Source organism: Pseudomonas syringae, assembly GCF_021605415.1.
Taxonomy (GTDB): domain Bacteria; phylum Pseudomonadota; class Gammaproteobacteria; order Pseudomonadales; family Pseudomonadaceae; genus Aquipseudomonas; species Aquipseudomonas syringae_S.
In genome coordinates this window covers 342,193-367,356 of record NZ_WKEQ01000001.1, presented here as the reverse complement: position 1 = coordinate 367,356, position 25,164 = coordinate 342,193, and the positions used below count along the sequence as shown (strand labels likewise).

Annotated in this window: 20 protein-coding genes and 1 rRNA gene; 16 read left to right on the top strand and 5 right to left on the bottom strand. The window is 59.4% G+C overall.

Annotation, left to right across the window (positions count from 1 at the left end; translation table 11 throughout):
- Nucleotides 1-206 precede the first annotated feature (206 nt).
- From rrf to recD, 4 genes are all read left to right on the top strand, one after another.
- Nucleotides 207-322 (top strand): 5S ribosomal RNA (gene rrf, locus GIW69_RS01670).
- Between the two features lie 153 nt (nt 323-475).
- Nucleotides 476-3,928 carry an exodeoxyribonuclease V subunit gamma gene (recC, locus tag GIW69_RS01665; RefSeq protein WP_236480396.1) on the top strand — a complete coding sequence of 1,151 codons (3,453 nt, stop codon included), beginning with the start codon at nt 476-478 and terminating at the stop codon, nt 3,926-3,928.
- A complete protein-coding gene (recB, locus tag GIW69_RS01660; protein WP_236480395.1) occupies nt 3,925-7,614 on the top strand; it encodes an exodeoxyribonuclease V subunit beta in 3,690 nt (1,229 codons plus the stop codon). The genes recC and recB overlap by 4 nt, the downstream gene beginning before the upstream one ends.
- Nucleotides 7,611-9,716 (top strand): exodeoxyribonuclease V subunit alpha, encoded by a 2,106-nt coding sequence (gene recD / locus GIW69_RS01655; RefSeq protein WP_236480394.1) that lies wholly within the window; start codon nt 7,611-7,613, stop codon nt 9,714-9,716. Before recB ends, recD begins: the two co-directional genes overlap by 4 nt.
- A 67-nt stretch (nt 9,717-9,783) precedes the next feature.
- Here recD and GIW69_RS01650 read toward each other — a convergent pair whose 3' ends face one another.
- Nucleotides 9,784-10,731 (bottom strand): LysR family transcriptional regulator, encoded by a 948-nt coding sequence (locus GIW69_RS01650; RefSeq protein WP_236480393.1) that lies wholly within the window; start codon nt 10,729-10,731, stop codon nt 9,784-9,786.
- Between the two features lie 151 nt (nt 10,732-10,882).
- Here GIW69_RS01650 and GIW69_RS01645 point away from each other — a divergent pair, with 151 nt between their 5' ends.
- Together GIW69_RS01645 and mmsB are read left to right on the top strand one after the other, a co-directional pair.
- Nucleotides 10,883-12,409, top strand: coding sequence for a CoA-acylating methylmalonate-semialdehyde dehydrogenase (locus GIW69_RS01645; RefSeq protein ID WP_236480392.1), 1,527 nt, complete (start codon nt 10,883-10,885; stop codon nt 12,407-12,409).
- A 10-nt stretch (nt 12,410-12,419) separates the two neighbouring features.
- A complete protein-coding gene (mmsB, locus tag GIW69_RS01640; RefSeq protein ID WP_236480391.1) occupies nt 12,420-13,307 on the top strand; it encodes a 3-hydroxyisobutyrate dehydrogenase in 888 nt (295 codons plus the stop codon).
- A gap of 114 nt (nt 13,308-13,421) precedes the next feature.
- Here the strand turns inward: mmsB and GIW69_RS01635 are convergent, their stop codons facing one another.
- Together GIW69_RS01635 and GIW69_RS01630 are read right to left on the bottom strand one after the other, a co-directional pair.
- Nucleotides 13,422-13,772 carry a cupin domain-containing protein gene (locus GIW69_RS01635; protein WP_236480390.1) on the bottom strand — a complete coding sequence of 117 codons (351 nt, stop codon included), beginning with the start codon at nt 13,770-13,772 and terminating at the stop codon, nt 13,422-13,424.
- A gap of 52 nt (nt 13,773-13,824) precedes the next feature.
- Nucleotides 13,825-14,751: a LysR substrate-binding domain-containing protein gene (locus GIW69_RS01630; protein WP_236480389.1), complete on the bottom strand. Its 927-nt coding sequence runs from the start codon at nt 14,749-14,751 to the stop codon at nt 13,825-13,827.
- A gap of 199 nt (nt 14,752-14,950) precedes the next feature.
- On the opposite strand from GIW69_RS01630, the gene GIW69_RS01625 reads away from it, so the two are divergent.
- Nucleotides 14,951-15,715 (top strand): sulfite exporter TauE/SafE family protein, encoded by a 765-nt coding sequence (locus GIW69_RS01625; protein ID WP_236480388.1) that lies wholly within the window; start codon nt 14,951-14,953, stop codon nt 15,713-15,715.
- Here GIW69_RS01625 and GIW69_RS01620 read toward each other — a convergent pair.
- A complete protein-coding gene (locus tag GIW69_RS01620) occupies nt 15,705-16,019 on the bottom strand; it encodes a putative quinol monooxygenase (protein WP_236480410.1) in 315 nt (104 codons plus the stop codon). The two genes, GIW69_RS01625 and GIW69_RS01620, sit on opposite strands and share 11 nt — an antisense overlap.
- A gap of 201 nt (nt 16,020-16,220) precedes the next feature.
- Here GIW69_RS01620 and mdaB point away from each other — a divergent pair, with 201 nt between their 5' ends.
- The 9 genes from mdaB to GIW69_RS01575 all read left to right on the top strand — a co-directional run bounded on the left by mdaB (nt 16,221) and on the right by GIW69_RS01575 (nt 24,223).
- Nucleotides 16,221-16,811, top strand: coding sequence for an NADPH:quinone oxidoreductase MdaB (gene mdaB / locus GIW69_RS01615; protein ID WP_236480387.1), 591 nt, complete (start codon nt 16,221-16,223; stop codon nt 16,809-16,811).
- A gap of 50 nt (nt 16,812-16,861) precedes the next feature.
- On the top strand, nt 16,862-17,773 hold the full coding sequence (locus tag GIW69_RS01610) for a LysR family transcriptional regulator (protein WP_236480386.1): 912 nt from the start codon (nt 16,862-16,864) through the stop codon (nt 17,771-17,773).
- 103 nt (nt 17,774-17,876) lie between these two features.
- Nucleotides 17,877-18,770, top strand: coding sequence for an NAD-dependent epimerase/dehydratase family protein (locus tag GIW69_RS01605; protein WP_236480385.1), 894 nt, complete (start codon nt 17,877-17,879; stop codon nt 18,768-18,770).
- Between the two features lie 512 nt (nt 18,771-19,282).
- Nucleotides 19,283-20,632, top strand: coding sequence for a GntP family permease (locus GIW69_RS01600; protein ID WP_236480384.1), 1,350 nt, complete (start codon nt 19,283-19,285; stop codon nt 20,630-20,632).
- Nucleotides 20,633-20,647: 15 nt separating this feature from the next.
- A complete protein-coding gene (locus tag GIW69_RS01595) occupies nt 20,648-21,508 on the top strand; it encodes a MurR/RpiR family transcriptional regulator (protein ID WP_236480383.1) in 861 nt (286 codons plus the stop codon).
- 1 nt (nt 21,509) lies between these two features.
- Nucleotides 21,510-22,976 (top strand): D-aminoacylase, encoded by a 1,467-nt coding sequence (locus tag GIW69_RS01590; RefSeq protein ID WP_236480382.1) that lies wholly within the window; start codon nt 21,510-21,512, stop codon nt 22,974-22,976.
- A gap of 134 nt (nt 22,977-23,110) precedes the next feature.
- Nucleotides 23,111-23,479, top strand: a complete 369-nt coding sequence (locus GIW69_RS01585) for a glyoxalase superfamily protein (RefSeq protein WP_236480381.1) — start codon at nt 23,111-23,113, stop codon at nt 23,477-23,479.
- A gap of 82 nt (nt 23,480-23,561) precedes the next feature.
- A complete protein-coding gene (locus GIW69_RS01580; protein ID WP_236480409.1) occupies nt 23,562-23,807 on the top strand; it encodes a FitA-like ribbon-helix-helix domain-containing protein in 246 nt (81 codons plus the stop codon).
- On the top strand, nt 23,804-24,223 hold the full coding sequence (locus GIW69_RS01575; protein ID WP_236480380.1) for a type II toxin-antitoxin system VapC family toxin: 420 nt from the start codon (nt 23,804-23,806) through the stop codon (nt 24,221-24,223). Before GIW69_RS01580 ends, GIW69_RS01575 begins: the two co-directional genes overlap by 4 nt.
- A 262-nt stretch (nt 24,224-24,485) precedes the next feature.
- Here GIW69_RS01575 and GIW69_RS01570 read toward each other — a convergent pair whose 3' ends face one another.
- Complete coding sequence (locus tag GIW69_RS01570; protein ID WP_236480379.1) at nt 24,486-24,848, bottom strand: DUF6124 family protein; 363 nt, start codon at nt 24,846-24,848, stop codon at nt 24,486-24,488.
- Between the last annotated feature and the right edge of the window lie 316 nt (nt 24,849-25,164).

Below are 25,164 nucleotides of genomic sequence, written 5' to 3'. Positions count from 1 at the left end.
TGTGAGGCGTTGAGCTAACCAATACTAATTGCCCGTGAGGCTTGACCATATAACACCCAAGCAATTTGAATACTCGAAAGAGCATCAGATTGCGGTGTGTGAAGACGCAATGAACCGAAAGTTCGATACTCACAAAACACCGAAAGCTGTCACATACCCAATTTGCTGAAGCGAGGCCATCTGGTCACGACTCAGTACCCGAATTTCTTGACGACCATAGAGCGTTGGAACCACCTGATCCCATCCCGAACTCAGCAGTGAAACGATGCATCGCCGATGGTAGTGTGGGGTTTCCCCATGTGAGAGTAGGTCATCGTCAAGATTAAATTCCGAAACCCCATTTGCGAAAGCAGATGGGGTTTTGTTTTGTCTGCAAGAAAGTTCTTACAGCATTCACCGACACCTCCGAGCTGTCACAACGTGCTGACAATGCTAAGGTTCTGCCTGGCTTTTGCACTTTCCCAAGGACAACTTGATGCCTGACACCCAGTCCCTCAACGCTGCATTCATGGTAGTCCAGAGCAATAGCCTGGACGAACTGCGCAGCCTGGTGATCAGCATCATGCGGCGCTATCCGCTGGCACCCCTGGAAAACGAAATCGCCCTCGTCCAAAGCAATGGTATTGCCCAGTGGCTAAAACTGGCGCTGGCCGAAGACCCTGAAGACGACGATCTCGGTGGATGCGGCATCGCGGCAGCCATTGATGTTCAATTGCCGGGCAGTTTCATGTGGCAGCTCTACCGGATGGTTCTCGGCCGCGAGGAAATTCCCGCCAAGTCCTTACTCGATAAAGCACCGCTGACCTGGCGTTTGATGCGCTTGTTGCCCCTGGTCATCGATCTCCCGCATTTCGAACCCTTGCAGCGTTTCCTGACCCACGACACTGACCTGCGCAAGCGCTATCAATTATCGGAGCGCTTGGCGGATCTCTTTGACCAATATCAGGTGTATCGCGCCGATTGGCTTGAGGACTGGGCGGAAGGTCGTCACCAATTGCGTAATGTAAGGGGTGAGATCAAACCGCTGTCTCCAACCAATTGCTGGCAGGCTGAATTGTGGCGCGCACTGCTGGGAGATGTGGGGTCAGAAGGCATGGCACAAAGCCGTGCCGGAGTGCATCAGCGATTCATGGAGCGCATCAACGAGCTTGATACACCTCCGACAGGGCTGCCTTCGAGGGTTATCGTCTTTGGCATTTCATCACTGCCCGCTCAAGTACTAGAGGCTCTCGCAGGACTCGCCCGCTTCAGCCAGGTTCTCCTTTGCGTCCATAACCCATGTCGGCACCATTGGGCCGACATCGTGGCTGACAAGGATTTATTACGGCACCAATACAAGCGTCAGGCTCGCAAAGATGGCATGCCTGTCGTACTCGATCCGGACACGCTTCATCAGCATGCCCATCCCTTGTTAGCGGCTTGGGGCAAGCAAGGACGGGACTATATCAACCTGCTCGACAGCTACGACGATCCCGGCAGCTATCGTGCGGCGTTTCGGGATCAACGCATCGACCTGTTCAGCGACGCGCAACCGCACAACATGCTCAACCAATTACAGGATGACATTCTTGAATTGCGTCCGCTCGCTGAGACACGCGAACGCTGGCCGGCGGTCGATCCGGCGCAGGATGAATCAATCCGCTTTCACGTTGCCCACAGCGCGCAGCGTGAAGTGGAGATTCTTCATGACCAGTTACTGGCGCGATTCAGTGCAAATCCCCAGTTACGTCCCCGTGATGTGATTGTCATGGTGCCTGACATCGATAGTTATGCGCCGCATATTCGCGCTGTATTCGGGCAGCTTGACCGGCAGGATCCACGCTTCATTCCCTTCACGCTGGCGGACCAGGGGCAACGGGGCCGTGAACCGCTGCTTATAGCCGTCGAGCATTTGCTCAAGCTTCCGGACAGCCGGTTCCCCGTCAGTGAAATTCTCGATTTACTCGACGTTCCTGCACTTAGGGCCCGTTTCGGTGTGCAGGAGCGTGATTTGCCGACGCTCCATCGCTGGATCGAAGGCGCAGGCGTGCGTTGGGGAATGAATGCCGAGCAGCGAGCAGGATTGGGACTGCCCGATGAGCTTGAGCAAAACACTTGGCACTTCGGCCTTCGAAGAATGTTGCTTGGCTATGCAGTGGGCAGTTCCAATGCCTGTTCCGGCATCGAGCCTTACGATGAAATCGGCGGACTCGATGCGGCATTGATCGGGCCGCTGGTTGCACTGCTTGATGCGCTGGAACTCGCCCATCAGGAACTCACTGAGCCAACAACGCCGCAAGCTTGGGGTGTGCGTTTGCAGGCGCTGATGCAACTGTTCTTCAAAGCGAGCAACGAACATGATGACTTGATGCTCACCCAGTTGGAGGCGTTACGTGAAACCTGGCTGGAGACTTGCGAGTCCGTCGGATTGGAGGATGAGCTCCCGTTGACTGTGGTTCGCGAAGCCTGGCTCGCTGGGCTGGATCAGGGCCGTTTGTCGCAGCGTTTTCTAGCCGGTGCGGTCAATTTTTGTACGCTCATGCCCATGCGCGCCATTCCATTCAAACTTGTCTGTTTGCTGGGCATGAACGACGGCGATTATCCACGAGCTCAGCCGCCTCTGGACTTCGATTTGATGGGCAGCGATTACCGTCCAGGCGATCGCTCCCGGCGCGAGGACGACCGCTATCTGCTGCTGGAAGCGCTTCTATCTGCGCGTCAGCAGCTTTATATCAGTTGGGTCGGTCGGAGCATCCGCGATAACAGCGAAAGGCCTGCGTCTGTTCTGATCGGGCAACTGCGTGATCATCTGGCCGGTGGCTGGCATTTGCCTGATGAACAAGGAAACTTGCTGGACGCAATGACCGAGGAACATCCGCTGCAGCCATTCAGTGCCAGATATTTTCATGAAGGCGATGCTCTGTTCAGCTATGCCGGCGAATGGCAGGTGCTTCATCAGCATCAGGAGATGCAAAGCGAGACGGAAATACTCAAACCCTATTCGCAGGAAGAGCCGCTGAGCCTGAGCCTGCTGCAGGATTTCCTGCGCAACCCGGTTCGGCACTTTTTCAATCAACGACTCAAAGTCTATTTCGAAGCCGCCGAAGCGCCCCTGGCGGATGAAGAGCCATTCGTTCTTGACGCGCTGCAGCGTTACACCCTAAGCGACAGCCTGCTCGAAGCCGCTCTCAGGCAGCCCGAGAACATTCAACATGCCCTCGAAGGCCAGGCCAGGCGTTTGCAAAACAGCGGCCTGTTGCCCATGGCCGGTTTCGGTGATTGCCTGCAGCGGGAACTGATCGAACCATTGCCTGACCTGTTGCACCGATACCAGCAGCTTTTGGCGTTGTGGCCGACTCCTCTGACCAGCACGGTAGAAGTTAGCCTGGAAAGGCTCGAACTGCACCTAGAGGGCTGGCTGGCCGGCCTGCATCAGCGTGCCGATGGTGGCATGCTTGCGGTCACCACGATTCCAAACAGTATCGGCTCAATCAAAACCCGAAAGTGGCACCGCTTGATCAAACCCTGGGTGAGCCATTTGGCAGCCTGTGCCGGTGGCTTGCCTTTGACGACGGCCCTTGTTGCAAGCGATGACACATTGCTGCTCGAACCCATGGAAAAAGCCAGGGCCTTGCGACTGCTCGATGACCTGCTGCTCGCATGGCAGTCAGGCATGCGTCAGCCGCTGCCGGTGGCAGTAAAAACCGCGTTCGCCTGGTTGTCTCAAAGTGATCCACACAAGGCCGACGCCGTAGCTCGCAAAGCCTATGAAGGCGACGGACAAACCAGCGACGGGGAGCGGCGGGAGAACCCGGCGCTGTCCCGTCAGTTTCCGGACTACGACGCGTTGCTTGCGGACGAGACTTTCAACGGTTGGTGCGACGCCTTGTACCGACCTTTATTTGAAGCGCCGTGGCGCTCGTTGAACAGCGAGAGTCCGCGCTCATGACTGACCAAAAACCTTTGGCACTCGCTTTTCCGTTACGCGGCAGCCAGTTGATCGAAGCCAGTGCCGGCACGGGCAAGACCTTTACCATCTCCGCGTTGTATCTGCGTTTGATCCTCGGGCATGGTGGCGAGGCGACCGGTTTTGGCCGAGAACTGTTACCACCGCAAATCCTCGTCGTGACGTTTACCGATGCGGCGACCAAGGAGCTTCGTGAGCGCATCCGCACACGCCTGGCCGAAGCCGCTCGTTTCTTCCGTGACGAAACATCAGCGCCCGACGCCCTGATCTTCCAGCTGCGCGAGGAGTTTGAACCGCATCAATGGGCAGGCTGCGCCAACCGTCTGGACATCGCCGCGCAATGGATGGACGAGGCGGCGGTTTCGACGATCCACAGTTGGTGTCAGCGCATGCTGCGTGAGCACGCGTTCGACAGCGGCAGCCTGTTCACTCAAACACTGGAAACCGATCACAGCGATTTGCTGGGTGAAGTGCTCCGTGATTACTGGCGCTTGTTCTGCTATCCGATGCAAGGCGATGCCCTCAATTGGGTTCGTAACAATTGGGGTGGTCCGGCGGCGCTGTTGCCGAAAATCCGTGGATTATTCGCCACTGAGAAAAACCGTGACGAAAGCAGAACACCAGCAGAATTGATCGAGGCATGCCTGCAAGAACGGCGTGCCGCTCTGGTTGAACTCAAGGCACCCTGGTGCGAGTGGGCGGGTGAACTGCTGACGATTTGTCATCAAGGTGTGGCAGGCAAGCTGGTGGATGGACGCAAGATGCAGGCGCGTTACTTCGAACCGTGGTGCGAAAAGCTCAAAGCCTGGGCCGAGGATGAAGTGCTCGAACTTCTCGATATTGGAACCGGCTTTACCCGGCTCACGCCCGACGGCATGGCCGAAGCCTGGAAAGGTCAGGCGCCGGATCATCCTGCGTTAACCGCAATGGTCGGGCTCAAAGCCAGTCTCGACGCGCTGCCGACCCCGGATGCCGCTGTTCTCCAGCACGCTGCCAGTTGGGTGGGCACACGCTTCGAAGAGGAAAAACGTCGCCGTGCCGAGATGGGGTTCGACGACATGCTCCTGCGCCTCGACGCCGCGCTGCAAGCCGAAGGTGGTGAACGGTTGGCCACGTTGATTCGCGAGCAATTCCCCGTCGCGCTTATCGACGAATTCCAGGACACCGACCCGGTGCAGTACCGGATATTCGAGAGCATTTATCGCATAGAAGACAATGACCCCGAGTGTGGATTGTTCCTGATCGGTGATCCGAAGCAGGCGATTTACGCCTTCCGAGGTGCCGACATTTACACCTACCTGCGCGCACGTCAGGCTACAACGGGTCGACTGCACACCTTGGGCACCAACTTCCGCTCCAGCCATGGCATGGTCAGCGCGGTTAATCACCTGTTTGAAAGCGCCGAGTCCCGTGAGCAGGGACGCGGCGCTTTTTTGTTTCGAGAAAAAAATGGCGACAACCCGGTGCCATTCCAGCCTGTTCAATCCCAGGGCCGTAGAGAACAGTTGCAGATTGATGGGCAACCCGTCCCGGCGCTGAACATCTGGCAGCTGTCTTCCGATCAACCCTTGTCCGGCGCGGTCTACCGCCAGCAACTGGCGAGCGCCTGTGCCAGTGAAATCACCGGTCTGCTCAATGGCGGCCAAACCGCCGATGCCGGTTTCTTGCAGGAAGGTAAAGAGTTCAGAGGTCTTCGTCCTTCGGATATCGCCATCCTGGTTCGCGACGGCAAAGAGGCCCAGGCCGTCCGTGCAGAACTCGCGGCACGAGGGGTGCGCAGTGTTTATCTTTCAGACAAGGATTCGGTGTTCGCCGCCCAGGAAGCCCACGATCTGTTGGCCTGGCTCAAGGCCTGTGCCGAACCGGACGTCGAACGTTCATTACGAGCGGCGCTGGCCTGTATCACACTGAATCTGTCCTTAAGTGAACTCGAGCAACTGAACCAGGATGAATTGTCCTGGGAGTCGCGGGTCATGCAGTTCCGGGGCTACCGTGAACTGTGGCGAAAGCAGGGTGTGCTGCCGATGCTGCGACGGCTGCTGCACGATTTTCATCTGCCTCAGAAGTTGATCGCCCGTAGCGACGGCGAGCGGGTACTGACCAACCTGCTGCATTTGTCGGAATTGCTGCAGCAAGCGGCCGCCGAACTGGACGGCGAGCAGGCGCTGATTCGTCATCTGGCAGAGCATTTGGCGTTGTCAGGCCTGGCCGGTGAGGAGCAGATCCTGCGCCTCGAAAGCGACGAGCAACTGGTCAAGGTCGTGACCATCCACAAGTCCAAAGGCCTTGAGTATCCCTTGGTGTTTTTGCCCTTCATCTGCTCGGCGAAGCCAGTGGACGGCAGCCGCTTGCCGCTGCATTACCATGACGCCACGGGCAAGGCGCAGGTGAGTCTCAAACCGACCGCCGAACTGATTATCCAGGCCGACGATGAGCGTCTGGCCGAAGATCTGCGGCTGCTGTATGTCGCACTGACTCGCGCGCAGCACGCTTGCTGGCTTGGGGTGGCGGACCTGAAGCGAGGCAATAACAGTGCTTCTGTGCTGCATCTTTCGGCACTCGGCTATTTATTGGGCGGTGGCGCATCCTTGGCCGAGTCGGCGGGTTTGACCCTGTGGCTCAGAGATATCGCCCAAGGAAATCCGGTCGTGAAATATGGCGACATGCCCATAGCAACGTCCGACATTTATCTTCCGCCGCGCAACGACGCGATTTTAAGTGCCGCGCTGCTGCCAAAGCGCAAGGCCAGCGAGAACTGGTGGATTGCTTCCTACAGCGCGCTGCGCATCAGCGACGTGTTGAGCGTCGGCAGCAGCGAAGCGCCGGAGAGTCCCCAAGCGCAAAAGTTGTTCGATGATGAGCGTCTCGATCCTGACGCGCCATTGGAGATCATTGCCGGCGGCGCCGATATCCACCGATTCCCCAGAGGGCCGAATCCAGGAACATTTCTTCACGGATTGCTGGAGTGGGCAGGAGGAGAAAACTTTTCCGCCAATCGCAAACCGCTTGAAGACGCGATCGCCCGACGCTGCAATTTACGTGGCTGGGAAGGCTGGATCAGCACGTTGAGCGATTGGCTGCAGCACCTGCTCAAATCGCCTTTGTCTGTCGGCGCCGGACAGCCCCCGGTGATCCTTGAACAGTTGAAACAGCACCGCGTCGAGATGGAATTCTGGTTCGCCAGCCATAAAGTCGATGTGCTCAAACTCGACGAACTGGTGCGCCAGCGCACACACAACGGAGTGGCGCGAGTCGCGGCTGAACCGGTGGTGCTCAACGGTATGTTCAAAGGTTTCATCGACCTGACTTTTGAGCACGAAGGCCGCTATTACGTCGCTGATTACAAGTCCAATTGGCTCGGCGCCGATGACGCTGCGTACACGGTGCCGGCCATGGAACAGTCGATTCTCGACAACCGCTACGACCTGCAATACGTGCTCTACCTCTTGGCACTGCATCGCCAACTCAAGGCTCGACTGGCCGATTACGATTACGAACGTCACATTGGTGGCGCGCTGTACATGTTTTTGCGTGGAACCCGTTCCGCCAGCCGCGGTGTGTATTTCGCACGCCCGCCACGGGAACTGATCGAGCGTCTGGATCGGATGTTTCAGGGCAAACCTGAACCCAAAGCCGAACCCGCCTGGGAACAGGGAGAATTGCTATGAGCCGCACGCTCGCCGATCTTTTACCGACCCCGCTGACTGCCGACAGCCTGGCCATGCTGACGCCGCTGGCACGCGCCGACGATCTGTTGCTGTTACTGACCCGATGGGTCGAGCGCGGCTGGTTGCGAGCGCTCGACAAGGCGTTCGTGGCTTTCCTTCATGAGTTGGCGCCCGACGACGACCCACTGGTGTTGCTTGCTGCGGCACTGACCAGCCATCAACTCGGTCATGGTCATGTCTGCCTGGATCTGTACGAAACCCTCAAGGCGCCGGATTTTGCCCTTTCCTTGCCACCGGAAGGGGACGAGCAAGTCGGCCCTTTATTGTTGCCGTCGCAATTGCTCGAAGCCCTGGATGGCGAGCGCTGGTGCAAGGCGTTGAGCATCAGTCCGTTGGTGGCGCTGTCCGAAGATGAAAGCGAATCTGCGCAGCAACGCCCGTTGGTGTTGTCGGGCAAGCGTCTTTATTTGCGCCGATATTGGGCCTACGAGCGACGCATCGACGACGCGTTGCGCCAGCGCCTCGCGGAGCAGGAAATCCCGGCGGCCGATCTGTCACAACGCCTTGACGGGCTGTTCGGCGCCTCGCAAGACAATGCGGTCACCGACTGGCAAAAACTCGCTTGCGCCCTGGCCACTCGCAGCGGGTTCAGCATCGTCACCGGCGGCCCGGGCACTGGCAAAACCACCACAGTGGTGCGTCTGCTGGCCTTGCTGCAGGCACCTGCGGTCGAGGCAGGCCAGCCATTGCGAATCCGTCTGGCAGCCCCTACCGGCAAGGCTGCTGCGCGGTTGACCGAATCGATCAGTCAGCAGGTGCAGTCGCTGGACGTCGCCGAATCCGTACGCGAAAGAATTCCCACCGAAGTGACCACGGTGCACCGCCTGCTCGGCAGCCGTCCAGGTACCCGGCACTTTCGTCACCATGCCGGCAACCGTTTGCCGCTGGATGTGCTGGTGGTCGATGAAGCGTCAATGATCGACCTGGAAATGATGGCCAACTTGCTCGATGCGCTGCCGCCTCGCGCCCGTCTGGTGCTGTTGGGAGACAAGGATCAACTCGCGTCCGTGGAGGCGGGGGCGGTGCTGGGTGATTTGTGCCGCGACGCTGAAGCGGGGTGGTACAGCCCGCAGACGCGCCAATGGCTCGAGTCGGTGAGCGGCGAATCCTTGCAGGACAGTGGTTTGCGCGAGGACACCGAGGGCACGCACCCATTGGCGCAGCAAGTGGTGATGTTGCGCCACTCACGGCGATTCGGCGAAGACAGTGGCATTGGTCAGCTTGCACGGCGGGTCAATCAACAGTTGCCGGATCAGGCGCGGCAGTTGCTCACCGAGGGTCATTATCGGGACGTTTACAGTCGCAAGCTCAGTGGCGAGCAGGATCGCAAGCTCGAAACCCTGTTACTCGATGGCCACAGCGATGGCCCTCACGGCTATCGGCATTACCTCAGCGTATTGCGTGACAAGCGCCCGGCGCCGGGCACGCTCCTTGAACATTCCGACTGGCTCGACTGGGCTCGAAACGTCTTGCAAGCATTCGACACGTTTCAGCTATTGTGCGCGGTACGAAAAGGCCCTTGGGGCGTTGAAGGTTTGAACCAGCGCATCACCGATGCCTTGCTCAAAGCGCGGCTGATTGAAAACGATCAGCAATGGTATGAGGGGCGCCCGGTGCTGATGACACGCAACGACTATGGGCTCGGGTTGATGAATGGCGACATCGGCATCGCCCTCAAACTACCGGAACGTGACGGCGTCGAGGGCAAAGCGGTTCTGCGCGTGGCGTTTCCGCGCAATGACGGCAAGGGCGGCGTGCGCTTCGTGCTGCCCAGTCGGCTCAATGACGTCGAGACCGTGTACGCCATGACCGTGCATAAATCCCAGGGCTCCGAGTTTGCTCACACGGCGTTGATTCTGCCGGATGCCTTGAATCCGGTGCTGACCAAAGAACTGATCTACACCGGCATCACGCGGGCCAAGCACTGGTTCACCCTGATCGAACCCCGTGTCGGTGTGTTTGAAGAAGCTGTACAACGCAAAGTTAAACGGTTGAGCGGATTGATGCTGGAACTTGAGGACGGCGCCGCCGCAGGTGAGTGAATCGGCGACTGTGCAGGTAAAACTTCGAGAAGGGGTCTGGTCGCGTGGCGATTGTGGTCAGCACCGATTAATCGGCAAAACGCATCTGCCGACTTTCCCCCATCAACAGCCCCTGATTGTGCTCGGTCACCTCACGGATGTACTCCCACAACAGGGTGATCCGCTTTAACTTGCGCAGGTCCTCCCGGCAGTACATCCAGAACTGCCGGGTGATGTCGATTTCTTCCGCCAGCACCGGCAGCAAGCGCGGATCCTGTGCCGCGAGGAAACACGGCAAAATGGCCAGGGAGCGCCCCTGCTGCGCCGCGACGAATTGCGCGATCACACTGGTGCTGCGCAGGTGCGCGCTGGCGCCAGGCAGGACATTGGCCAGATAGAGAAGCTCGGAACTGAACGCCAGGTCGTCGACGTAACTGATGAATCGGTGCTCACCCAAATCAGCCGAGCGGCGGATAGGCGGGTGGTTATCGAGATAGTCCTGGGTCGCATAGAGTTGCAAGCGGTAGTCGCAGAGTTTGCAGCACACGTAGGGCCCGTGTTCCGGGCGCTCCAACGCGATGACGATATCGGCCTCACGCTTGGACAGGCTGATGAAATGCGGCAGCGGCAGGATGTCGACCGAGATGGCGGGGTAGGCGTCGACGAAACGGCTCAATTGTGGCGTGATAAAAAAACTGCCGAACCCTTCGGTGCAACCCATGCGCACATGCCCGGACAATGCCACGCCGGAGCCTGAAACCTGCTCGCATGCCATGTGCAGTGTGCTTTCGATCGACTCGGCATAACCCAGCAATCGCTGACCTTCGGCGGTCAATACGAAGCCGCTGGTGCGCGACTTTTCGAACAGCAACGTGCCCAGCGCCGATTCCAGCGAGCTGATGCGCCGCGACACGGTGGTGTAGTCGACCGCCAGGCGTTTGGCGGCGGTGCTGGCCTTGCGGGTGCGGGCGACTTCAAGAAAAAACTTGAGGTCATCCCAGTTCAGCGAGCCTAAAGACGTGATGTTTTTTTGCATGATGGACGGGCTTATATGTGCGTTCTTATTAGAAGTTTGCACATCTATACTCCAAAAACCGTCCGACAACCAATTCGCGACACATGGCTCATCACAAGGCGAACTATCGTCTTGGCTCCCTGAAGATAAAAACAACGTCCAGGAGATCCGCATGAACGCTTCGCTCACGCCCAACGAAACCACTGTGCAAACCGTCAAACTGCTGATCGACGGCGAGTGGGTGGAATCCCAGACCACTGAATGGCACGACATCGTCAACCCGGCCACCCAGCAAGTGCTGGCCAAGGTGCCGTTCGCCACCGCCGCTGAAGTCGATGCCGCCGTCAGCGCCGCCCAGCGCGCATTCCAGACCTGGAAACTGACCCCGATCGGCGCGCGGATGCGCATCATGCTCAAGCTGCAGGCGCTGATTCGCGAACACTCCAAGCGTATCGCCGTGGTACTCAGCGCCGAGCAGGGCAAGACCATTGCCGACGCCGAGGGAGATATTTTCCGAGGCCTCGAAGTGGTCGAGCACGCCTGTTCCATCGGCACCCTGCAAATGGGCGAGTTCGCCGAAAACGTCGCCGGCGGCGTCGACACCTATACCCTGCGTCAGCCAATCGGCGTTTGCGCCGGCATCACGCCGTTCAACTTCCCGGCGATGATTCCGCTGTGGATGTTCCCGATGGCCATCGCCTGCGGCAACACCTTCGTACTCAAACCGTCCGAACAGGATCCGCTGTCGACCATGCTGCTGGTCGAACTTGCCATCGAGGCCGGCGTTCCGGCGGGCGTACTCAACGTGGTGCATGGCGGCAAGGACGTAGTCGACGGTCTCTGCACGCATAAAGACATCAAAGCGATTTCCTTCGTTGGTTCGACGGCGGTCGGCACGCACGTTTATGACCTTGCCGGTAAACATGGCAAGCGTGTGCAATCGATGATGGGCGCGAAAAACCACGCGGTGGTGCTGGCGGACGCCAATCGTGAGCAAGCCTTGAATGCCTTGGTCGGCGCCGGTTTCGGTGCGGCCGGGCAACGCTGCATGGCCACGTCGGTGGTGGTGCTGGTGGGCGCGGCCAAACAATGGTTGCCGGATCTCAAAGCGCTGGCGCAGAAACTCAAGGTCAATGCCGGCAACGAAGCGGGCACCGACGTGGGGCCGGTGATCTCGAAAAAGGCCAAGGCGCGGATTCTCGACTTGATCGAAAGCGGCATCAAGGAAGGCGCCAAACTTGAACTGGACGGTCGCGACATCAGCGTGCCGGGCTACGAGCAGGGCAACTTCGTCGGCCCGACGCTGTTCTCCGGGGTGACCACTGACATGCAGATTTACACCCAGGAAATCTTCGGCCCGGTGCTGGTGGTGCTGGAAGTCGCCACGCTCGATGAAGCCATCGCGCTGGTCAACGCCAACCCGTTCGGCAACGGCACGGGGCTGTTCACTCAAAGCGGCGCGGCGGCGCGTAAATTCCAGACGGAAATTGATGTCGGTCAGGTCGGCATCAACATCCCGATTCCGGTGCCTGTGCCATTCTTCAGCTTTACCGGCTCTCGTGGCTCAAAACTCGGCGACCTTGGCCCTTACGGCAAGCAAGTGGTGCAGTTCTACACCCAGACCAAAACGGTCACGGCACGCTGGTTCGATGACGACAGTGTCAATGACGGCGTGAACACTACCATCAACCTGCGCTGAGGATCGGGACATGAAAATCGCATTTATCGGACTCGGCAACATGGGGGCGCCAATGGCGCGCAACCTGATCAAGGCCGGCCACTCGCTGAACCTGGTCGACCTGAACACGACTGTGCTGGCCGAGCTTGAACAACTGGGCGGCGTCATCCGCGCCTCGGCGCGGGACGCGGCAGAAGACGCCGAACTGGTCATCACCATGTTGCCCGCCGCCGTGCATGTGCGCAGCGTATGGCTTGGCGAGAATGGCGTGCTGGCCGGTATCGGCAAGGGCGTGCCTGCGGTGGATTGCAGCACCATCGACCCGCAAACCGCCCGGGATGTCGCGGCGGCTGCGGCCAAGCAGGGCGTGGCCATGGCGGATGCGCCAGTGTCCGGTGGCACTGGCGGTGCAACGGCCGGCACCCTGACGTTCATGGTCGGCGCCACGCCGGAGCTGTTCGCAACCTTGCAGCCGGTGCTGGCGCAAATGGGCCGCAACATTGTGCATTGCGGCGACGTCGGCACCGGGCAGATCGCCAAGATCTGCAACAACCTGTTGCTGGCGATTTCGATGGTCGGTGTCAGTGAAGCCATGGCGTTGGGCGATGCACTGGGAATCGACACGGGCGTGCTGGCCGGGATCATCAACAGTTCGACCGGGCGCTGCTGGAGTTCGGAAATGTACAACCCTTGGCCGGGGATCGTCGAAACGGCGCCCGCCTCGCGTGGTTACACCGGCGGCTTTGGTGCCGAGTTGATGCTCAAGGATCTGGGGCTGGCGACGGAAGCGGCACGTCAGGCGCACCAACCGGTGGTGCTCGGCGCGGTGGCGCAGCAGTTGTATCAGGCGATGAGCCAGCGCGGGGACGGGGGCAAGGATTTTTCCGCGATCATTAATAGCTATCGCAAACCCCAGTGAGTGGGGTGTTTCCGGAGATCGGCGTCGGGCCGGTTTCCGGGTTTTTATCGGGGGAAAAGATCGCAGCCTTCGGCAGCTCCTACAGGGCGCGGCGTCGGGGCTGCGATTTTTTTGTCAGGCGAAGACGAAATATTTGCGCACGGTTTCGACCACTTCCCACGTGCCTTTCATGCCCGGCTCGATGACGAAGATGTCACCGGCGCGCAGGTGAATCGGCGCCATGCCTTCCGGGGTGATGACGCAGTAGCCTTCCTGAAAGTGGCAGTATTCCCACTTCACGTATTCCACGTACCACTTGCCCGGCGTGCAGATCCAGGTGCCCATGATCTTGCTGCCGTCCTCACTGGTGTAGGCGTTGAGGTTGACGGTGTGCGGGTCGCCTTCGAGTTTTTCCCATTTGCAGGCGTCGAGCACCGGCAGCGGGTGAGTGTCGCGAAGAACGGTGATAGGTGCGGTCGCGGTCATGGCAACTCCGGGCAGTGTGGGTGAGGAACGAAGTTGCACCCTATAGCGCCCGTTAACCCGGCAGTTGTCTGTGCTCGACATCCAGCTGTCCAGAAGCGCGCGGATCGCTCAGGGATTGTAACAAGGCACACGCGTAAGCCGGCAATGCGCTGAAGTCCCGGGCGCACAGTTGCAGAGTGCGCTGTGCCCAGGGTTCGTTGAGCGGCAAACATTTGAAGGCTTGTGGCGTCGCACGCTCGACCGCCGCCAGCGGCACGATGGCCAACCCTGCACCTCGCGCGACCATGCGCATGACCCCATCAAAACCATCGGCGCGGATGCGGATTTGCATGCGCGCGCCGCTGTGCAGCGCCTGTTCTTCCAGATACACCGCAAGGGCGCTGTCGGCGCTGAGTCCGACGAAATCGTGTTGCAAGGCTTCGCTGAAGCTGACGTCCATCGCGCCGGACATCGGATGGTCAAGGGGCAGAATCAACACCAGGGGATCGTCGCGAAACGCCAACGTCTGTAAGCCGGTGGTGTCCACCGCGTCAGACACGATACCCAGATCCGCCGCTCCCTGGCGCAAGGCATGCGTGATGCGGGCGCTGGGCAGTTCCTGCAAATCGATGTCGAGATTGGGATGACTGCGTAAAAAATCCGCGAGCACTTCGGGCAGGTATTCAGTGATCGCCGTGGTGTTGCACAGCAGCCGTACCTGACCCTTGACGCCTTGGGCGTAGTCGGCCAAGTCCTGCTGCATGCGTTCGGCCTGTTGCAGAAGAATACGCGCGTGATGGGCCAGTGCTTTACCGGCGGCTGTCGGCGTGACACCACGGCGGCCGCGCTGGAGAAACTCGGTGCCCAGTGACGCTTCCATCGCACGGATGCGCGCACTGGCGGCGGCGAGCGAGAGATGGCTACGGGCGGCGCCGGCGGTGATGTTGCCGGTGTCGAGGATGTTGAGATAGAGGCTCAGGTCGGTGAAGTCGAAGTGCATGGGCTGCTCGCTGATCGTTCCCACGCTCTGCGTGGGAATGCCTCATTGGACGCTGCGCGTCCGCTTCGGCAGGTGACGCGGAGCGTCACGGGCTGCATTCCCCCGCGGAGCATGGGAACGATGAGCCTCCGCAGATTCAAGAGGCAGCCTCAGTATATGGCGGATTTTCAATATGCCCATTCGACTGCATGCTCACCCCATGAACACACTCGCTGATTTCTACCAAAACCTTGGCCTGACCCTTTCTCTACTGGTCATCATCACCTTCATCCTCGCCGGCATGATCAAAGGCGTGATCGGCCTCGGCCTGCCCACTGTCGCCATGGGCCTGCTCGGTCTGGCTATGCCGCCGACAAAGGCTGCGGCGTTGCTGATTATTCCGGCGACGCTGACCAACGTCTGGCAACTGGCATTCGGCGGCTATTTGAAGGGTCTGATCAAACGGTTATGGCCTATGCTGCTGGCGATCTTTCTTGGCACCGGCATCGGTACGCTGTGGATCGGCATGGCGGGCGGGCATTGGGTGGTGCGTGGGCTCGGCGCGGCGTTGTTGCTTTATGCGCTGAGCGGGCTGTTTTTGCCGACATTGACGGTCAACACTCGCCATGAACCGTGGCTCGGCCCGCTGTGCGGCATAGTCACCGGTGTCATCACATCGGCCACCGGGGTGTTTGTGATTCCGGCGGTGCCTTACCTGCAAGCGCTGGGTCTGAACCGCGATGAACTGGTGCAGGCGCTGGGCCTGTCATTCACGGTCTCGACCTTGGCGCTGGCTGGCGGCTTGCTCTGGCGCGGTGCGCTGGGCGGTGGTGAACTCAGCGCCTCACTCGTGGCGCTGATCCCGGCGGTGCTCGGCATGTGGCTCGGGCAATGGCTGCGTCAGCGGATCAGCGCCGTGCTGTTCAAGCGTGTGTTCTTCATCGGCCTGGGCCTGCTTGGCGCGCATTTGCTGATCAGCGGTTAGCCGATGACGCGCTGAGCATTTCGATCGGGCGAATATCGAAATCGCGCTCGAGGTATTCCATGCGCTGAGCAAGAAACTGTTGCATGTGTGGCAGGTTTGAATGCACGTCCAGATGCGCCTGGGTTTCCCAGATTTCGTAGAAGATGAACAGCGACGGGTCTTCCACGTCGCGCAGCATGTGGTATTCGATGCAGCCCGGTTCGGCGCGACTCGGTTCGACATAGGCGCGGAAAAACGCTTCAAACGCGTCGGATTTTTCCGGACGGGTCTTGGCGTGCAGGATGAAACCCTGGCGTTCACTCAACATTAAACATTCCTCGATAGCAGATGGCGGCCAATCCTACGGCAACAATAGATGGTCGATTCGTGCGTTTTGATCAAATGATATTTGCGTAATCGGTGCTTTCTCCGCGCGAGGCGGATCGCTAATCTGCCGCCATCCAATTCTCACCTTCTCCATTCAACCGGCCGCTGTGCTGGGCTGTGGAAACCAATCGAGGCTTTCATGAAAAAAGTTCTGCTGCTCAATGGCGGTAAAAAATTCGCCCACTCCGACGGTCGCTACAACGCCACCTTGCACGAGACTGCATTGGCGGTGCTGGATCGCGGCGGTCTCGACGTGAAAACCACCTTCATCGACGAGGGTTACGATGTCGCCGAAGAAGTGGCGAAATTCCTCTGGGCCGACGTGATCATTTATCAGATGCCGGGCTGGTGGATGGGCGCGCCGTGGACCGTGAAAAAGTACATCGACGAAGTCTTTACCGAAGGCCACGGCAGCCTCTACGCCAGTGACGGTCGCACCCGTTCCGATGCATCGCAGAAATATGGCAGCGGCGGCCTGGTACACGGCAAGCAATACATGTTGTCGCTGACCTGGAACGCACCGCAGCAAGCCTTTGACGACCCGACCGACTTCTTCGAAGCCAAAGGCGTCGACGCGGTGTATTTCCCGTTCCATAAGGCCAACGAGTTCCTCGGCATGACCGGCCTGCCGACTTTCCTGTGCGTGGACGTGATGAAACGCCCGAACATCGAAGCGGACGTGGCGCGTTACGAGCAGCATCTGGCTGAGGTGTTCGGCCTCAAGGGTTGAGTGTTTCGGGCTATTATCTGGCGTTCTTGGCGATTTCAAAAAGGACACCCGTGAAAGCCCGATCCGATGAGCTACAGATTTTCGTCTGCGTGATCGAATGCGGCTCGATCTCCGCCGCCGCCGAGCAGGTCGGGCAAACACCGTCGGCGGTCAGCCGCACGCTGTCGCGGCTGGAAGCCAAGCTCGATACCACGCTGATCAACCGCACGACGCGGCGCATGGATCTGACCGAGGAGGGCAAGTATTTCTTCGAGCAGGCCAAGCTGATCCTCGACCAGATGGATCAACTCGAAGAGCGCCTGACCTCACGCCAGCAAAACCCGTCCGGGCGATTGCGAATCAACGCGGCCTCACCGTTCATGCTCCACGCCGTCGTGCCCTACATCGATGAGTTCCGCCGTCTCTACCCGGACATCCTGCTCGAACTCAACAGCAATGACCTGATCATTGACTTGCTGGAACAAAGCACCGACATCGCCATTCGCATTGGCCCCCTCGCCGATTCAACCTTGCACGCGCGATCTTTGGGTTGCAGTCCGCTGCTGATCGTGGCCAGCCCGGCGTATCTGGAGAAGCACGGCACACCGCAAGCCGTGGCTGATCTCAACGAGCACGCGCTGCTCGGTTTTACCCAGAACGAAGGGCTCAACCAGTGGCCGTTGCGTTACGTGCATGGCGACCGCTGGCCGATCACACCGGCCATCAGCGCCTCCAGCGGCGAGACCGTGCGGCAGTTGGCACTGGAAGGGCAGGGCATCGCTTGTTTGTCGCATTTCATGACCATCGACGACATCCGTGCCGGGCGCCTGACGGTGTTGCTGGGTGAATTCAACAGCGGTTATCGCCAGCCGATCAACGCCGTGTTCTACCGCAACTCGCAACTGGCGCTGCGGATTCAATGCTTCCTCGACTTCATCCAGAGCAAACTCGCGGCGTACGCCAATGCGAATTTCAAAGGCTGATTCGTGATTCTTGCGCAAGAGTGATTTGGGCGGCGGCGGCTGTTTGCATGGGCATCGGTCATCGATACTCGTTGCATCACTTAACCCGCAGGGAGAGTCCTCCATGAACGTATTCGTCACCGGCGCCGCCGGCTTCATCGGCGGTTCCATCGCCACCGGTCTGGTTCAGGCCGGCCACACCGTCACCGGTCTGGTGCGCAGCGCCGAACAGGCTGCCGAACTGAAAGCCCTGGGCATCCATTCGGTCATCGGCACCCTCGACGACAGCGCGATACTCGCCGAGCAGGCCCGCGCCGCCGACGCCGTGATCAACGCCGCCAGCAGCGACCATCGCGGCGCGGTCGAAGCCTTGCTCGGCGCCCTGCGCGGTTCGAATAAAATATTCCTGCACACCAGCGGTTCGAGCATCGTCGGCGACGCCTCGGGTGGTAAATCCAGTGACGTTATTTATTACGAAGGCAACCTGCCGGCGCCCACTGTCGACAAAGCCGCCCGTGTGGCCATCGACAACCTGATCCTCGCCGCCGCGCAAGAAGGCGTGAATTCGGCAGTCATCTGCAACACCTTGATCTACGGCCACAGCCTGGGCGTCAATCGGGACAGCGTGCAACTGCCGCGCCTGCTCAAACAGGCCCGCAAAAGCGGCATCGTGCGTCACGTCGGCACGGGCCAGAACATCTGGTCCAACGTGCACATTGAAGACGTGGTGGCGTTGTACCTGCTGGCGCTGACCAGGAATGTACCGGGCACGTTCTACTTCGTCGAAAGCGGTGAAGCATCGTTCATTGACATGACTACCGCCATGGCCCAGACCCTCAATCTTGGCGAGGCACAGGACTGGCCGCTGAAAGAGGCCGAAGCCGAATGGGGCTACGAAATGGCCAACTACGGCCTCGGCTCCAACAGCCGCGTACGTGGCAAACACGCCCGCGAACGGCTGGGCTGGGTACCGAAGCGCACATCGGTGGTTGAATGGATTCGTAATGAAATGGTGTGAGCGCTTGGTGAATAGATAAACAACACCGAACCTGTGGGAGCTGGCTTGTCAGCGATAGTGGTGTGTCAGTTACAGGTATTGAGCCTGTGGGACCGCCATCGCTGGCAAGCCAGGCTCCCACAGGTTTTCGGTATGGCGCAGGTTTTTGCACCCACCGAGATTCCTGTGGGAGCTGGCTTGCCAGCGATAGCGGTGTGTCATCCAACAATTATCGACTGACAGGCCGCCATCGCGAGCAGGCTCGCTCCTACATGTTTCAGTGGTGTGTCATCGGCAGAGATTGAGCCTGTGCCATCGTCATCGCTGGCAAGTCAGCTCCCACAGGGTTTTGAGACTTTTCGAAAACGATGAAAATCCCCCGCTCGATTTTCATTATTTACGACAACACATATCTCTCAGCGACAACCCTTATCCCTCCACGAAAATTACTTTCACGACGTTTGAAAACTCGATTCTTAAATGTTTTATGAGTTTCACAACCCATTCGACGTGACCCTTTCGAGGAGTACCGCATGACGCCTACCTTCGGCTATTGGCTGCTGGTCTATGCCGCCGTTGCCATCATTGCGCTGATCGTGTTGATCGCGCGTTACCGACTCAATCCGTTCATTGTCATCACCCTGATTTCCATCGGGCTGGCGCTGGTCGCCGGGATGCCGCCGTCCGGCGTGGTGGGGGCGTATGAGGCCGGGGTAGGCAAGACGCTCGGGCACATTGCGCTGGTGGTGGCGCTGGGGACGATGCTTGGCAAGATGATGGCCGAGTCCGGCGGGGCCGAGCAGATGGCGCGGACGCTGATTGATCGCTTCGGTGAAAGGAACGCGCATTGGGCCATGGTCTGCATCGCATTCCTGGTCGGCCTGCCGCTGTTCTTCGAAGTCGGTTTTGTCCTGCTGGTGCCGATTGCTTTCACCGTGGCGCGGCGTGTGGGCGTGTCGATTCTGATGGTCGGTCTGCCGATGGTCGCCGGTCTGTCGGTGGTGCATGCGCTGGTGCCGCCGCACCCGGCCGCGATGCTGGCGGTGCAGGCGTATCAGGCCTCGGTCGGGCAAACCTTGTTGTATGCAATTGCCATCGGCATTCCGACGGCGATCATTGCCGGCCCCCTGTACGCCAAAATCATCGTGCCGCGCATTCAGTTGCCGGCGGATAACCCGCTGGAGAAACAGTTTCTCGACCGCGAACCGCGCCGGCAATTACCGGGTTTCGGCATCACCCTGGCGACCATTCTGTTGCCGGTGGTGTTGATGCTGCTGGGCGGCTGGGCCAATTTGATTTCCGCGCCGGGAAGCGGTTTCAACCAGTTCCTGTTGTTCATAGGCAACTCGGTCATCGCGCTGTTGCTGGCGACTTTGTTGAGTTTCTGGACGCTGGGCCTGGCCCAGGGTTTCAACCGTGAAGCGATCCTCAAATTCACTAACGAATGCCTGGCGCCGACCGCGAGCATCACATTGCTGGTCGGTGCTGGCGGTGGTTTGAACCGAATTCTGGTGGATGCCGGCGTGACCGATCAGATCGTCGGTCTCGCCCATGAATTCCATTTGTCACCGCTGATCATGGGCTGGCTGTTCGCTGCGCTGATGCGCATCGCCACCGGTTCCGCGACCGTGGCGATGACCACCGCGTCCGGCGTGGTGGCGCCGGTGGCCATTGGTCTGGGTTATCCCCACCCGGAGCTGCTGGTGCTGGCGACCGGCGCGGGGTCGGTTATCTTTTCCCACGTCAATGACGGCGGCTTCTGGTTGATCAAGGAATACTTCAACATGACGGTCGCCCAGACCTTCAAGACGTGGACGGTGCTGGAGACGATTATTTCGGTGGTCGCTTTTGCCCTGACCGTCGGACTTTCCTACCTGATTTAAGCTGGAGCCCCACGCATGGACATCCTTTATCACATCCGCTCGCGCCAGGATTCCTTCAGCGCCGGTGAAGGACGCATCGCCCGGCTGCTGCTCGACGACGTAGGATTTGCCGCCTCCGCCAGCCTCGACGAATTGGCGCTGCGGGCCGAAGTCAGCAGCGCCACGCTGTCGCGATTCGCCCGCACTGTTGGTTGCCGCGACTTGCGTGATCTGCGCCTGCAACTGGCCCAGGCCAGCGGCGTCGGCAGTCGTTTTCTCGACCCGGCGGGCACCCCCGAGCAGTCTGCGTTCTACGGGCAGATCGTCGGCGATGTCGAAGCGACCCTGCGTCAGCATCTGGCGGCATTCGACGAATCACGCTTCGCCGACGCGGTGAAACTGCTGGGCAAGGCACGGATGATCCATGCGTTTGGCGTCGGTGGTTGCTCGACACTGTGCAGCGACGAATTGCAGGTGCGTCTGGTGCGGCTCGGCTACCCGATTTCGGTGTGCCATGACACGGTGATGATGCGCATCACCGCCGCCAGCCTCAGTGAAGAACACGTGGTGATCGTCTGCTCGCTGACCGGCATTACTCCGGAACTGCTTGAGCCCATTGAGCTGGCGCGCAATTACGGCGCGCGCATCCTCGCCATCACCCGCGCCGACTCCGATCTCGCACGGCTGGCCGACATCGTGCTGCCGCTGCAAAGCGCCGAAACCTCGTTCATCTACAAACCGACGGCGGCGCGCTACGGCATGCTGCTCGCCATCGACGTGCTCGCGACCGAACTGGCGCTGGCCAATCCTGAAGGCAATCAAGAGCGGCTGCGACGGATCAAGCTCGCCCTCGACGAATACCGTGGTGGCGACGATCACCTGCCGCTGGGAGACTGACATGCAGTACGACACGCTGATCCGCAACGCCTTGATCATCGACGGCAGCAACACCCCCGGCTACACCGCCGACGTGGCGCTCCGCGCCGGTCGTATCGAACGCATCGGCGACTTGCGTGGCGCCAGCGCCGATGAAGAAATCGACGCCGCCGGCCGCGTGCTGGCGCCGGGTTTCATCGACGTGCACACCCATGACGACACCGTGGTGATCCGCCAACCGCAGATGTTGCCCAAGCTCAGCCAGGGCGTGACCACGGTGATCGTCGGCAATTGCGGGATCAGCGCCGCGCCGGTGAGCCTGCGTGGCGACCCGCCGGATCCGATGAACCTGCTCGGCAGCGCGGCCGCGTTTGTTTACCCGCGCTTCAGCGATTACCGCGCCGCCGTCGAAGCGGCCAACACCACGCTCAACGTTGCGGCGCTGGTCGGCCACACGGCGTTGCGCAGCAATCACCTCGACGACCTGTTTCGCACCGCGACGGACGCAGAAATCGCGGCGATGCGCGAGCAGCTGCGCGAAAGCCTGGAGGCTGGTGCCCTCGGGTTATCTACGGGCCTGGCGTACGCGAGCGCGTTTTCCGCATCCACCGACGAAGTCATGCAACTGAGCGAAGAACTGAGCGCATTCGGCGCGGTGTACACCACCCATTTGCGCAGCGAATTTGAACCGGTGCTGGAGGCGATGGATGAAGCGTTTGCCATCGGACGTCACTCACAGTCCCCGGTGATCATTTCCCACCTCAAATGTGCCGGTGCAGGTAATTGGGGGCGTAGTCCGCAGCTGCTCGCCTCACTGGAAGCGGCGGCGAAAACTCACCCGGTCGGATGCGATTGCTATCCCTACGCGGCGAGCTCATCGACCCTGGATCTGAAGCAGGTCACCGACGCCCATCGCATCACCATCACCTGGTCGACGCCGCAACCGGAGATGGGGGGGCGAGACCTGATCGACATCGCCGCCGAGTGGGGCGTCTCGTTGCTCGACGCTGCCCGTCGCCTGCAACCGGCCGGCGCGGTGTACTACGGCATGGATGAAAACGATGTACGCAGCATCCTCGCGCATCCGTTGTCGATGGTCGGCTCTGACGGCTTGCCGGAAGACCCGTTCCCGCATCCTCGCTTGTGGGGCGCTTTCCCACGCGTGCTCGGACATTTCAGTCGCGACGTCGGCCTGTTTCCGCTGCACACGGCGGTGTACAAAATGACCGGTCTGTCGGCCGCGCGATTTGGCTTGAAGGAAAGGGGCGAAATTCGTGAAGGACATTGGGCTGACCTGGTGCTGTTCGACCCGGCGACGGTGCGCGATGTCGCCGACTTCAACGACCCGCAGCGGGCCGCGCAAGGCATCGACGGCGTGTGGATCAACGGCGTGTTGAGCTATCGCGACGGTCAAGCCAATGGCCGCCGCCAAGGACGTTTCCTCGCCCGCGAAGGCGACCTGCGCACCGGTTTCCCACGGTCCCTGTAGAAGCTGCCGAAGGCTGCGATCCTTTGATTTTAGAAAAATGATGGCACAACGATATTAAAGAATCCGCCCACCAAGCCGAAGCGCTGACATCCCGCCCGTTCTACACTGGGCCCTTTCAGTCAGGAGACACTTGAATGAGCTTCGGCAAAACCACTCCGATCTTGCGGATCTTCGATGAAGACAAAGCCATAGAGTTCTACGTCGAATTTCTCGGCTTCAAGATCGACTGGCAGCACCGCTTCGAGGCCAATTTCCCGTTGTACCTGCAAGTGTCCCGGGGCGAATGCGTGCTGCATTTGACCGGGCATCACGGCGACAGCACGCCGGGTTCTGCGCTGCGTATCGAGACCGATGAGCTGGAAGCGTTCCAGCAACAATTGCTGGCCAAGGATTACCGATTCGCTCACCCGCAGATTCAGGCGATGCCTTGGGGTAGCCAGGACATGACCGTGACCGATCCGTTCGGGAATCGGTTGGTGTTTACCAATGCGATTTGTGTTTGAGCCGTTCGGCAGTTAATTCACTTCTCTAAATACTGATTATGCTAGTCTGCAATCAATGATTTCATTGATTGCAGGGGGCATTATGGCCAGCATTACAATTCGTAATCTTGATGACGAGATCAAAGAGCAGCTCCGCATAACTGCCGCCCTCAACGGGCATTCCATGGAGGAAGAAGCTCGCTTGATTTTGGGGAGAGCACTTGCCTCGGTTGATCGGGCTGGAGGGTTGGGAAGCCGAATCCGCAACAGGTTTCGAGACCTGGGAGGAGAAGCACTTGATTTACCCTCCCGTTCGGAACAAGCGACGGCGGTGGACTTCTCTGAATGATAGTGCTCGATACCAATGTCCTGTCAGAGTTCATGCGGGTCGAGCCCGAGATCAGAGTACTTGCCTGGATTGATGCGCAACCGGCTATGGATCTTGCTATCACCGCCATTACTGTCGCTGAAATACTTCACGGCGTAGCCCGACTTCCTTTCGGCAAGCGAAAACAGAAGCTTGAGGCTCAGGCGATGGCTATGTTTGAGGAAGATTTTGCGGATCGGATTCTGCCGTTCGATGCCCATGCCGCCGTCGAGTACGCGAAACTCGTAGCCCATTGCGAAGCGAAAGGACGAACGGCGTCTATGGCTGACGCTCAGATTGCCGCTATCTGTCGGACACATGCTTTGTTGATCGCTACGCGCAATGTGAAGGATTTTGAGTTTAGTGGCCTCGACGTGATCAACCCTTGGAAGGCTTGAATGGTTTTGTGGATGAGCTGTTCGGGAATCGGTTGGTGTTTACCAATGCGATTAGTGTCTGAGCGGAAAATCCTATCGCGCAGAGCCAGTAGTCGCGCATGGCGTTTAATCGATGGCGGCAGTGAGATCGCTTTCGCGAGCAGGCTCGCTCCTACAGTTTTTTTGGTTGTTCACAAGATCTGCGTTCCACATCAAAACCTGTAGAGGCGAGCCGGCTCGCGGTTTGCCGATTCAACGGAGGCTGAAGGTTCGTCGCAGCGGTCTAGCCTGCCGGCACAACCTTATCCAGCACCCGGTTCACCGCCAATTCCGCCAGCATCACCACTTGCGCGATACCCTGCAACGTCTTGCGGTGTGTGCTCTCGACTTGCGCCGCGTGATTGTTGAGCATGACGGTGGCCGAGCCGAGCGATTCGCTGGCGTCGGCCAGCAAGGCTTCGATATCGGCGTCGGGATTGGCCTGATACAGGGCGTTGGCGGTGTAGGGCGCGGACATGATCAGCGCGGCAGGATTGAGGTAATGATCGAGCGCGCGTTCGGCGGCGTCGTTGAGTTTTTTTGAGTCGAGGGATTCGTAGGGCGATGCCGGATCGGTGATCGGCGGGTTGGGCGTTACTTTGAACATTGCGTATCTCCAGTCGGGCCACAACCGATTCGCTGCTAAACGAAAAGGAGGCAGCTGTGCGCAAGTTAGCAGACCGGTAGAGATACGAGCCTCCGGCGCACCCGAAGATGCCATGCGCACAGCCACCATCGAGCGCAGGCAAATGCCTGACTGGATAGACCTGTACTGCCGCGTATCTCTAGCCGGGCTGCTAAACCCGATCACTGGGAATCAGTGATACGAGCCAAATTACCGACCAACCTCAAGACGCACAAGCCGGCGGATTCTGGCGTAGCCGTAGGCAATGGCGCAAGGTTTTGTGGGGGATACGACGTTT